An 11,404-nucleotide genomic window follows, 5' to 3' on the forward strand; every position below is an offset into this window, starting at 1 on the left:
CTAGTGCTCCTGTCAGTGACCATGGTGACTCAGGGGGTCATGATAGTGTCACCGGGTCCGTTCCACAATTACGCCTTTTCAAGGCGTTCGACGACACAGGTACCGTTCGCTACCAGCCAATGGACATCGAGGTCGTACAGGCGGAGTGCATAACGCCGTTCCGGATCATCCCGGTGGTAGGCGGGGCGCGGGTCCTGGTTGAGGACCTCGCGGATGAGATCGCGCAGCTCCGGATAGTCCCACTGGATCTGCTGTAATCGGTGCTCCGCTTGCGGACTGAATCTTACAGGCAGAGTGGCGGCCGGTGGTTCGCTGGCCCAGGCGCCCGTGGCCGCTTCCGGGGCATCGCACCAGGGCAGGAAGGGTTTGATGTCGAGCACGGGGGTGCCATCCACCAGATCGATCTCGCTGATCGCCAGACACAGTTCCCCGTGGCGCCGGGTGAGGCCCTGGTTTCGCACCAGTGACAGGCCAAGGCGGTTGGGTCGGAAGGGAGAGCGGCTGGCAAAGACGCCGACCCGGGTGTTACCGCCGAGTCTGGGGGGTCTGACCAGTGCTGAGGGTGCCTGATCCGCCGGGACCTGATGGAACAGAAAGCTGATCCAGACGTGGGAAAAATCCTCGATCCCCCGGAAGGCCTCCTCGGTGTTCCAGGGGGGGCTGAGAACCACCTCGCCCCGGGCGTGTGGGCAGAGGGACGGCTGGCGGGGAACGCCGAATTTGTCCGGAAAACAGGAGCGGACCGTGCCAATGGGCGTGACGCCATAATCGCTGTTCACTGGAGATCTCCGCTGCTTGAGAAGAACATTTCGATGCGGAAGGTCAGGCTGGCTTCAGGCTGGAAGTCCTCTTCGCGACGGTAACGCAGGGAGGGGATGATTTCGCCGTAAAGCCAGTCATCATGAAGGCGCTTGCGGTAGAGCATGTCCGTGAAGTATTCGGTGCGGGCCCAGTTATTGAAGGTGTCTCCCAGAACGCCAAACCGCAGGCGCACGAAGTGCCGGTTGCGGTAGCGGCGCTGCAGGCGGAAGATCTGGGCCATCTCGAATCCACGTTTGCGGTGGACCCAGCGCACCTCTGATGATGCCCGGAACCGCCAGTGGGGGCCAAGCGGGCGGTGAACCCCGAACCATGACCGGGAGATCCAGCCTTCCTGGAGGTACCAGAACACCCGTTGATCCACGCGCAGCCGCCATTCTCTGGAAAGCTGCCAGTCAGACCAGGTGCGTGCCCGGGCAAAGAACTCCAGTGGCATGTGCAGCCGGGCGCCCACATCAGTGCTGGCGTTCCAGCGCTCGGAAAGAGGCGACAGAAAACGCAGGGCACCGGCTGTAAAGCTGTTCTCATCCGCCTCTTCCGGCGTCAGCGTACCCCGCTGCTGCTGCTCGGATAGAGGGGCCAGATCATTGGCATCGCTTTCCACAATGATACGGAATTTTTCTTCAGAGGTGGGCACATCGAGCTTGAAGCGGGCTTCCGGCTCAAAGCCCATTTTCCCGTCCTCGGTATAGCGGTTGAAGGCGCCCAGCCGCAGGTAGCTGTCGTTATCCTGATCCACCCAGGTCTGGCCGGAAAGGGTCTGGTCAATACCCTGGCCCAGAGCCTCGACATGGCGCGAATGGATGCGGCGTCGGCGCACCACCCAGTGGCCGGCCTGGTCGAGCCAGGTGTCTTTGGGTTTCAGGTAGCGGGGGCCGTCCCAGTCGAAGAAGTCCGCAGGAAGCTCCTCAATGTCCACCCGGGGCGGTGGCTCCGGCTTCGCGGGTGGGGCCAGGGTGGCCCAGGTGGGTTCCAGACTGCCGAGCGCGAGACAGCTGGTGCCGATCAGGGAACGGATCCAGCTCACGGCATCAGCAGCCCCAGGCCGATGGCGGTGTAGAGGCCCATCAGGCCGATTGAGAGCGCGGAGAAAGCGCCGGTTTCCGATCCCATCTCAAAGGCGCGGGTGGTGCCCACACCATGGCCGATCATGCCCATGGCGCAGCCTTTGGCGGCGGGGTGCGTGACGCCGGTGATGCGCAGTACTGGCCCGCCGCAGGCGGCCACAAGAATGCCGGTGACCATAACGAATCCGGTCGCCAGCGGAGGGTAGCCGCCGATGGATTCGGTCACGGAGATCGCCATTGGGGTGGTGATGGACTTGGTGGCCATGGACATCAGGGTGGCGTGGTCCGAGCCGGTGAGCCAGAGCAGGCCGGTGGCGCTGCCCGCTGCCACAACGCCGCTGACGGCCAGTGTGACCATCAGGGGCAGCAGGTGGCGGCGAATGAGGCCAAGGTTCTGGTAAAGCGGCAGCCCCAGGGCCACGGTGACGGTGCCAAGCATGAAGTGGATGATACTGGCACCCTCCATGTAGGTGCCGTAATCGAGATCCAGCACCAGCAGCGTGGCCCCCACGAGGGCGATGCCGGAAACCACGGGCTGAAGGAAGCTGGGCTTGCCGGTGATCCGGTACAGGCCATGGCCGGCGAGATAGGCCAGCAGGGTCAGGGTAATGGCGAAATGGGGCGAGTTCAGTAGGGTGCTCATCGGCTTAGCCACTGCATGAGATGGGCGGTAGTCACGAATGCGATCAGGGTGCCCAGGGTCAGTGCCAGGGTGATGCCCAGGGCCTGCTCCATGAGCAGTGCGCCCAGGGTCACGATGCCGGCGCCCGCGGGGATGTAGAACAGTGCCATATGGGTGAGCAGCTGACGGGCGGCTTCGCGCTCCGGGTCATAGCCTCCGCCCGTGATCACCAGATACAGGAAGAACAGCACCATGCCGGAAATCGGTCCGGGCAATGGCATGCCCGGAATCTGCTCCAGTGCCAGGCCGGCGAGCTGGAACAACAGAATAATGAGCAGGCCGGTGACGATGCTGCCCTTCATGAAAGAGTGTCCCCGGAAATCTCGGCGGCCATGGCAAGCAGATGCTGGTGCAGGCCTGCGACCTCCTCTTGGACGCGATCCAGAGGCTGGTCGTTGTCGATCACATTGCCGGCTGCCCGGAGCCGCTCTTCCCGGGGCATCTGAGCGGCAATGATGCGCTCCACCTGGGTCCGGTCATTGCCATCACGGTTCATGGTGCGCTGGATCTGGGTCTCGTTGCTGACATCCACCACTACAATGTGCTGGCAGAGTCTGTACTGATCCGTTTCCAGAAGAAGTGGCGAAACCAGCATCTGGTAGGGGGAGTCAGCCTCGCTCAGGTAGTGCTTCAGGCGTTCGGCAATACGTGGGTGCAGCAGCGCCTCAAGCCACTGGCGTTCGCTGTCATCGCTGAACACACGCTGGCGCAGGGCGGCCCGGTCCAGGGTGCCGTCCTTCTGGAGAATGGCATCGCCAAAGTGCTCCCGGATGGCTTCCAGCGCCGGTTCGCCGGGCTCAACCACCTCGCGGGATACATCGTCAGCGTCGATCACGAAGATGCCGTGCTCACGGAACAGGTCGGCCACGGTGCTCTTGCCGCTGCCAATGCCTCCGGTCAGGCCAACCACAAACATGTCAGACCCTCATCAAGGACAGCCATAGATCCAGCAGTTCCGGCCCGTACCAGAGTGCGATCACGCCCGCGGCGGCGAGGTAGGGGCCGAAGGGGATCGGAATATTGCGATCATGCCCACGTATGGCGATCATCGCAATGCCCACCACGGCACCCACAAGGCTGGAGAGAAGAATGATGGCCGGCAGCATGGTCCAGCCCAGCCAGGCACCGAGGGCGGCCAGCAGCTTGAAATCCCCATGGCCCATGCCTTCCTTGCCGGTCAGAAGGCGGAAGAGATGGTAGACACTCCAGAGACTGAGATAGCCCGCCACGGCCCCCCAGAAGGCGGCTTCGAGCCCAACCTGGCCCAGCCCCAGGGCGCTGGCCACAAGCCCGGCCCAGAGCAGTGGGAGGGTGATGCTGTCTGGAAGCAGGGTGGTTTCCAGGTCGATGACCGTCAGGGCAAGCAGTGCCCAAACGAGTGGAAGGGCAATCAGTGCCTCGACGCTGGTGCCCAGGATGAGCACGGTAAGCACTGAAAGCACTGCCGTCAGCGCCTCGATCGCCGGGTAGCGCACGGAGATGCCGGTGCCGCAGTTCCGGCAGCGCCCGCGCAGGAAGAGCCAGCTGAGTACCGGGATGTTGTCGATGGCCCGGATCGTATTACCGCATTCCGGGCAATGCGAGCGAGGATAGGAAAGCCCGTAGGAGCGGCCACGGCCGCGATCAGTATCCTGCTCAGTACCGGGTTGGGCGGAATCGCGGCCTTGGCCGCTCCTGCCAGGTTCCTCGGCGAACAGGGCTTCGCATTCCTGGCGCCAGGCCTGTTCCATCATCCGCGGCAGGCGCAGGATCACCACATTGAGGAAGCTGCCCACGCACAGCGAGACGCCCACCACCGCTGGCCACAGGAGCCAGGGTGTACTGAGAATGATCTGTATCAGGTTCTGCAAGACCGGATCCTTGGTTGTTATCCCTAGATGGCAGAGCCCATCTGGAAGATGGGGAGGTACATCGCGATGATCAGGCCGCCCACAAGAATACCGAGAACGGACATGATTACCGGCTCCATGAGTGAGGTCAGGTTATCGACCAGGTCATCCACAACGGCCTCGTAGTGGTCGGCGACCTTGCCGAGCATCTCGTCCAGGTTACCGGATTCCTCGCCGATGGAGGTGAGCTGGATGGCCAGTACCGGAAACACCCCTGTCTGGCGCATGGCGGTCTGCAGCTGGGTCCCGGAGGAAACTTCATCTTTGACCTGGAGGATGGCATCCCGGTAGACGGCGTTGCCGGTGGCGCCGGAAACGGAATCCAGGGCATCGACCAGTGGCACGCCTGCGGCGAAGGTGGTGGAAAGAACCCGCGCAAACTTGGCCACGGCGGACTGGTCAAGGATCATGCCCACAACAGGGAGCTTGAGCACGTACTTGTCCACGGCATCCGAAAAGCGCGGGGACCGTTTCTTGGCTGTCCGGAACCCGAAGACCGTACCGATTATGCCGATCAGCACGGCCCACCACCAGGCCTGGAGCCATTCGGACATTCCGATCACCATCTGGGTAAAGGCGGGCAGGTCCGCGCCAAAGCCCTGGAACAGGGATTCGAACTGCGGCACCACCTTCACAAGGAGGATGGCCGTAACGATGACTGCCACGATGATGATGGAGATCGGGTAGGTCATGGCCTTCCGGACCTTGCGCTTGAGGTTCTCGGTCTTCTCAAGGTAGGTCGCGACCCGGTCCAGCATGCTCTCCAGCGCACCGGCAGCCTCACCGGAATCCACCAGGTTGCAGTAGAGATCGTCAAAGTACTTCGGGTGCTGGCGCAGGGCGTTGGCGAAGCTGTTACCCGACGCCACATCGTTACGGATGGCGATGATCAGTTCCTGAAGCGCCTTGTTTTCAAGACCATCAGAGACGATGTCAAAGGACTGAACCAGCGGTACACCCGCCTTCATCATGGTGGCCATCTGGCGGGTGAAGGTAGCGATATCGAAGGGGGTGATCTTTTTCTTTCCGCCGAACAGCGGCTTGCTTTTTTTCTTGATCTTACCGGGCTGTATGCCCTGCTTGCGCAGCTGTGCCTTGACCAGTGCCGGGGAGGCACCCGTGGTCTCGCCACTGGTTTTGTTGCCCTTGCGGTCCTTGCCTTCCCAGGTAAAGGTGTCCAGCTTCTGTTCGTTAGCCGCCATGGAGTTAGTCCTTCGTTACGCGGTTCGCTTCTTCCAGACTGGTCACGCCCTGAATCACTTTTTCGAGCGCGGACTGGCGCAGGCTGTTGAAGCCTTCATTTCGGGCCTGGCGAGCCAGTTCAATGGCGCTGGCCTCGTTCATGATCATTTCCTCCATTTCCTCAGTGACCCGGACCACTTCGAGAATACCTACCCGGCCCTTATACCCGTTTTTACATTTATCACAGCCTACGGGTCTGTACACCGTAAACCCTGTATCAATCTGTTCCTGTGTGAAACCTTCCTTGAGCAGAGCCTCGTGAGGAACGTCGTAGGGCTGTTTGCAGTTGCCGCACAGGCGACGCCCCAGCCGCTGGGCAATGATCAGGCTGACCGAGGTGGCGATGTTGAACGAGGCAACCCCCATGTTCATCATCCGGCTCAGTGTCTCCGCAGCACTGTTGGTGTGCAGGGTGGAAAGGACCAGGTGGCCGGTCTGGGCCGCCTTGATGGCGATATTCGCGGTCTCCAGGTCCCGGATCTCGCCGACCATGATGATGTCCGGATCCTGACGCAGGAAGGAGCGCAGCGCCTCGGCGAACGTCAGCCCCACCTTGTTGTTCACGTTAACCTGGTTAATCCCCTCCAGGTTGATCTCGGCCGGATCCTCGGCCGTGGAGATGTTCACTTCCGGGGTGTTGAGGATGTTCAGACCGGTATAAAGGGAAACTGTCTTACCGGAACCGGTTGGGCCGGTGACCAGGATCATGCCCTGGGGCGATTTGAGGGCCTCCAGGTAGAGTTGCTTCTGGTCCTCTTCATAGCCGAGCTGGTCGATCCCCATCTGGGCGGCGGTTGGGTCCAGTATCCGCAGTACGATCTTTTCCCCCCAGATCGTGGGCAGTGTGTTGACCCGGAAGTCGATGGCTTTGGATTTGGAGAGCTTGAGCTTGATCCGCCCGTCCTGGGGCACCCGGCGCTCGGAGATGTCCATCTGGGACATGATCTTGATGCGCGCCGCCAGCTTGTGGGAGAGCTTTATCGAGGGCTTGGCGACCTCGTTCAGGATACCGTCGGACCGGTAGCGGATGCGGTACATCTTCTCATAGGGCTCGAAATGGACGTCCGAGGCACCCTGTTTGATGGCATCGAGCAGCAGCTTGTTCACGTATTTGACGATGGGCGCATCATCGGTGTCCGTAGCGTCCACGGCGTGTTTGTCCTGCCCCTCTTCCTCGTCGCCGCTCTCGAAGTCCACATCCTCAAGATCCGAGTCCCCGCCCAGATCCTGCATGGAGGTGTCCTGGGACTCCATGTACTTGTCGATGGCCTGACGGAGGCTGCTTTCTTCCACCAGGACTGCTTCGGTACTCAGCCCGGTGTGGAACTTGATCTCATCCAGCGCCTGCAGGTTGGTGGGGTCCGCCATGGCCACGAACAGCCGCTTACCGCGCTGGACCAGCGGCAGTACGCTGTGGGCACGGATCAGCTTCTCGTCCACCAGCCCTTCCGGCATCATGTCGGCGGAAAAAGCGTTCAGATCCATCACCGGAACGCCGAATTCCATAGCGGCCGAGAACGCCAGCGCCTGACCGGGGGCGAGCTCGTTCTGGATGAGATAGGTGATCAGAGGGATGCGGTCCTGGTTGGCCTGGACAAAGGCCTCCCGGGCCACGGTCTCTTCCAGGATGCCGTCATCCACAAATCGCCGGGCCAGGCCGGTAAGCGTTACGTTCTGGGGGTCAGAAGCCATGGTCTCTCTGGTCTTGTGTTGAACTGCCCCAAGAGTCTAGTGCCTGCCTCAGTGTTCAGCCAGTGGTGAAAAGGGAATGACGGTGACGTAATGCGTCACCTCTGCTTGTCAAACAGTGTCACATTGGCGTCTTTGGGGAGGTGGCTTGTTTACGAGGCGGCTCTCCAGGTGGCTGATTGTAGGCCGTTATCCTTGTTTAAGGAAAACTGGCATGGGAGCTGCTATCTTCAGTCCAAGGCAGGCAAAGGCAGGGGCCATTGCTGATGCCGGTACTCAAAAAGACAACACCCTCAGGAGGTGCGCCAATGCAATCGATTCAGATGAATCAAAAACAGCAGGGCTTTACGCTCATCGAACTGATGATCGTGGTTGCCATCATCGGTATTCTGGCGGCGATCGCGATTCCGCAGTATCAGGATTATATTGCTCGGTCTCAGATGAACCGTGCCTATGGCGAGATTTCAGCTCTGAAGACGGCTGCGGAAGAGAGCCTTATGCGAGGCCAAGAGCCAAGTGATCTCGCATCGATTGGTTATACGGGCTCAAGTATCCTTACTGGCAGTGGCACTTCTGGCGGGACTGGCACTGAAGTAGACTTTTCGAGTGGTGACGGTTCTGGAACCATTCAAGGACAGCTTGGTGGTGATGCCAGTACAGCAATCAGTGATGCCCAGATCATCCTGAGTCGGACCAGTGAAGGTACTTGGAATTGCGCGGTTAAAGAGAACGGTGCAGGTGGCTGGGACGACTCGTTCCTTCCGAGCGGGTGTTCTAAATCGTAATGGGGCTTCGATAAGCTACACTGTCCGAGTGCTAGAAGGGAGGCTTATGCCTCCCTTTTTTATTGGGCATGTACTGTCAGGCGCCTCATTTGCTTATAGTGCCGAAGCTATTCGTCAGAAGGTTTCAGTTGATGGGAAAAATCGAGCGGGCGTTGCTAGTTGCGCTTTTTCTGGTTCCAACACTCAGCCTAGGCCGTTTTTGGCCTCTGAGTTCGGCACTACCAAATGGACTGACGCTTCTGACGGGCGCCCTGCTCTTAGTCGCCAGTTTGGTTGCCGCTGGTCGGCGCGAAAAACTGCCTTTCTCCCACGCGGTGCTCTTGCCGGTTCTGATCGCAATATCGCTGTTCATTTCCCAGCTTTTTGTCGATGCTGCAATCGTCGTGTCTTTTCGCTGGGCAATGGTAACCCTGCTTGTCAGTGCTGCAGTTATTGTCGGGGGCTCTTCTGTATATTTTGATTGTGGCAGGGAATATATGGTTTGGCTGCTGTGCCGGGGGCTGGTTGTCGGTGGCATCCTGTATGCGGTGATCGCGTTGCTGCTGCATTACGGTGCCATTGGTGCCATCTCTGGCGTTTTCTCCCCGGATGCCGGGCGTCTTGAAGGACCCTGGGGGCAGCCCAATCTGACGACTTCGACCCTCTGGCTGGCATTGTTTGCAGGTGTTTACCTTGCTTGTCGAAATGAGCAGAGATTCGGAGGTTTGCTGGCATTTTCAGTGTTTATTGGGTGGGTGATGGCATTGGCCGCATCACGCCTCAATTATCTGTTTATCCCTCTGGCATTGGGACTAGCGCTTTATGCAGTCCTGCAGAAGGAGGCCCCGATTGTCCGCCAGGGCAAGCAACTTGGGGGCGTTGCGCTGGTTGTTTGCTTGTGTCTGCTGGTTGTCCCTGTTGTGAGCGCCCCTTTGGAAATGCAATTAGCTGATGCTGGTTGGATAAAGTCCCCGTCAGGTGTCTCACTTGCTGAGCGGGAGATTGCGGATCAACCGAGGCTGATTGAGCATGCCAAGATTTTGAATGCGCTTCCGGCCCTTTCGGCCGGGGAGTGGCTGGTCGGGAGTGGCTTCGGCCAGTATGGAGTCTTTTCCTTTGAACAAGCCGTCACACCTCTCGGGCAGGCGGGAGGTCAGGGGGCATGGACACATTCCCACAACCTGTTTTCCATGGTTTTTATTGAGATGGGCCTGGTTGGACTCCTGGTCACAGTGGGGCTTGTGGCGCTGCTGCTTCGTCAGTTGTGGCGGTCGAGGTCAGAGGACTGGTGTGTTCCGGTGGCCGGCGTCATGGGCACAATATTCCTTCACAGTATGGTGGAATATCCGCTCTGGTATCCCTGGTATCTCGTGGTTTCTCTCCTTTTTGTTTTGCCCCTTTTTAAAGTGTCCTCTATCTCTGTAACGTCGAGGTGGCTTCAGTATGCAACGGCTACTTTATTTCTTGCGGTAACTCTCGTTTCGGCATGGAACCTCGGTAGTCAGACGGTATCGATCACATCGATTGCCGCAAAACAGGAGATCTCCCGAGAAGATTATCGACAGATGACATTGCTCGCAAACGATAGCTTTCTGGGACCTTATGCCATTCTTGCCAAATACCGTCGATTTTCGCCAGAAGCTCGTAATCTGGAGTGGCAATTGAAAGAGGCCCGTAGGATGGCGGGTTGGCGCCCTTTGGATGTTGTAAAGGTTCGTGAGGCGACGCTACTGATGATGTTGGGAAATATGGATGAGGCCTGTTCCATTATTGAAGAGACGGCTGCGCACTATCCGGCCTCAGCGCCTATTCTGATAGAAAAAGCAGTTCGCATCGAGCGTATCAATATGCCGGAAATTGCCCGCTTTGCTGATTGTGCAGAGAGGGGGCTGAAGGTATGGGGGGAGGATCTTGAATCAATGCGGCGGAAAAACGAACGGCGCATTCAGTCTATACAGGCCGATTGATCGGCACTCCATACAACTTGCCGGCTGGTTTTTCCTATGTGGCCACAGGGAAACGAAAATCAGGGCCTGAAGATTGTTCTGGTCATTGGGGTTGCGTGTTCTGCAATGCTCTTGGCCTTGTTTGGAAGCTTGCTGTCCTTTTATGGCGGGTATGCGGATCGCCGGTTTGGCCTGGTGGTCCTGATCACCTTGTTACTGCTTGTGGGCCAAGCTTTCCGGGGGGCGGCACGAGGGACTGAAGTCACTGGTTGGGTTCTTTTCTGTCTTTCGATTGCCGTGTCCATATGGTTGGGTCGTGATGCGCCGAATGACTTTGTCTGGGCTGAGGCCATATTGTTTCCTGCTTATCTTCTCTCCGTTTTCGGTTTTTCGGCTTTTCTCGCGAATCACTCTCCGTTCTATATCAAAAGTGTTCTGACCTGTATCCTTGCAGGAGCTATTTTTTACGCGTTGCTAACACCATCAGTTTATCTTTTTGCACTGTTTGATGGCGTTAGTCGCCTGGATCAGTTTCTCCCTTGGGGGTTTGTCAATATTCGTTATTGGAGTCAGGTTGCTTCATGGATTTTGCCCCTCCTTCCCTTGGCGCTATTGATCAATCCACTCTGTGATAATCGCCTTTGGCGTCTAGGAGCCGGGATTGCTGCCGCCATCTGGTGGTGGCTTCTGTTGATGTCGTCGGCTAGAGGTTCCGCGCTGAGTATCCTTGTGGGGGGTGTCTTCGTCTCCCTGTTATTCGGTCGGCATGCCGGCGTCTGGTTGTGTGCGTTGGGGAGGCAGCTATTGATCGGGGGGGCTGCGTGGCTGTTGCTGTCAGTACTTCTGCCCCTGATTTTTCTGGAAAGCCCTGAGATGCGCACCATTGGGACTGATACGTCCGGAAGGATACGACTTTGGCAGGAAGCCTGGGCCATGAGTCTCGTGCATTTTCCCTTCGGAATGGGGGGGCAGTCATGGTTGACGCACGATATTATTACCTCGGCTTACGAGACAGGTAAGAAAATGGGGCATCCCCATAATATGTACCTGATGTGGGCAGCTGAATATGGGTGGTTTTCGATTCTGGGGCTTACACTGATTGGTTCTGGGGTTGTATATGGATTATTCGTAATCCGTAGTCGCGTGCATCAGCATGCACTGTCTAGCGATAATAAAAATCTGATCATTGCTCTGACTGCGTCTACTGTTGCGTCTGCCTGCCATGCAGGTGCTTCTTCCGTTTTTATGGCTCCAGCATCAATGCTGGTTGGTTTGATGGTGCTATCCCTTTTTCGGGGGGCACTAA

The 11,404-nt window shown here is 58.4% G+C and carries 11 protein-coding genes; 3 read left to right on the forward strand and 8 right to left on the reverse strand.

Going from position 1 to position 11,404, the window contains the following annotated elements; all coding sequences use genetic code 11:
* Positions 1-68: 68 nt before the first annotated feature.
* Genes tsaA through pilB form a run of 8 tightly spaced genes read right to left on the reverse strand, consistent with a single transcriptional unit; the run spans position 69 to position 7,391 of the window.
* Entirely contained in the window at positions 69-779 is a 711-nt protein-coding gene (gene tsaA, locus F3089_RS12625; protein WP_151441150.1) for a tRNA (N6-threonylcarbamoyladenosine(37)-N6)-methyltransferase TrmO, read from the reverse strand.
* Positions 776-1,846 carry a hypothetical protein gene (locus F3089_RS12630; protein WP_151441151.1) on the reverse strand — a complete coding sequence of 357 codons (1,071 nt, stop codon included), beginning with the start codon at positions 1,844-1,846 and terminating at the stop codon, positions 776-778. The genes tsaA and F3089_RS12630 overlap by 4 nt, the downstream gene beginning before the upstream one ends.
* Positions 1,843-2,529 carry an LrgB family protein gene (locus tag F3089_RS12635; RefSeq protein WP_151441152.1) on the reverse strand — a complete coding sequence of 229 codons (687 nt, stop codon included), beginning with the start codon at positions 2,527-2,529 and terminating at the stop codon, positions 1,843-1,845. Before F3089_RS12635 ends, F3089_RS12630 begins: the two co-directional genes overlap by 4 nt.
* Positions 2,526-2,870 (reverse strand): CidA/LrgA family protein, encoded by a 345-nt coding sequence (locus F3089_RS12640; RefSeq protein ID WP_151441153.1) that lies wholly within the window; start codon positions 2,868-2,870, stop codon positions 2,526-2,528. The genes F3089_RS12635 and F3089_RS12640 overlap by 4 nt, the downstream gene beginning before the upstream one ends.
* Positions 2,867-3,484 carry a dephospho-CoA kinase gene (coaE, locus tag F3089_RS12645; protein ID WP_151441154.1) on the reverse strand — a complete coding sequence of 206 codons (618 nt, stop codon included), beginning with the start codon at positions 3,482-3,484 and terminating at the stop codon, positions 2,867-2,869. Before coaE ends, F3089_RS12640 begins: the two co-directional genes overlap by 4 nt.
* Position 3,485: 1 nt before the next feature.
* Positions 3,486-4,418, reverse strand: coding sequence for a prepilin peptidase (locus F3089_RS12650; RefSeq protein ID WP_286202764.1), 933 nt, complete (start codon positions 4,416-4,418; stop codon positions 3,486-3,488).
* Between the two features lie 23 nt (positions 4,419-4,441).
* Entirely contained in the window at positions 4,442-5,659 is a 1,218-nt protein-coding gene (locus tag F3089_RS12655) for a type II secretion system F family protein (protein WP_151441155.1), read from the reverse strand.
* Positions 5,660-5,663: 4 nt separating this feature from the next.
* Entirely contained in the window at positions 5,664-7,391 is a 1,728-nt protein-coding gene (gene pilB, locus F3089_RS12660; protein WP_151441156.1) for a type IV-A pilus assembly ATPase PilB, read from the reverse strand.
* Positions 7,392-7,696: 305 nt separating this feature from the next.
* On the opposite strand from pilB, the gene F3089_RS12665 reads away from it, so the two are divergent.
* The 3 genes from F3089_RS12665 to F3089_RS12675 all read left to right on the forward strand — a co-directional run.
* Positions 7,697-8,173: a pilin gene (locus F3089_RS12665; RefSeq protein ID WP_151441157.1), complete on the forward strand. Its 477-nt coding sequence runs from the start codon at positions 7,697-7,699 to the stop codon at positions 8,171-8,173.
* A 131-nt stretch (positions 8,174-8,304) separates the two neighbouring features.
* Positions 8,305-10,119: a PglL family O-oligosaccharyltransferase gene (locus tag F3089_RS12670; protein WP_192497372.1), complete on the forward strand. Its 1,815-nt coding sequence runs from the start codon at positions 8,305-8,307 to the stop codon at positions 10,117-10,119.
* A 36-nt stretch (positions 10,120-10,155) separates the two neighbouring features.
* A partial coding sequence (locus F3089_RS12675) for an O-antigen ligase family protein (protein ID WP_151441159.1) occupies positions 10,156-11,404 on the forward strand: 1,249 nt, incomplete at its 3' end.

The sequence above is a fragment of the Halospina sp. K52047b genome, assembly GCF_008709855.1.
Taxonomy (GTDB): domain Bacteria; phylum Pseudomonadota; class Gammaproteobacteria; order Pseudomonadales; family Oleiphilaceae; genus Halospina; species Halospina utahensis_B.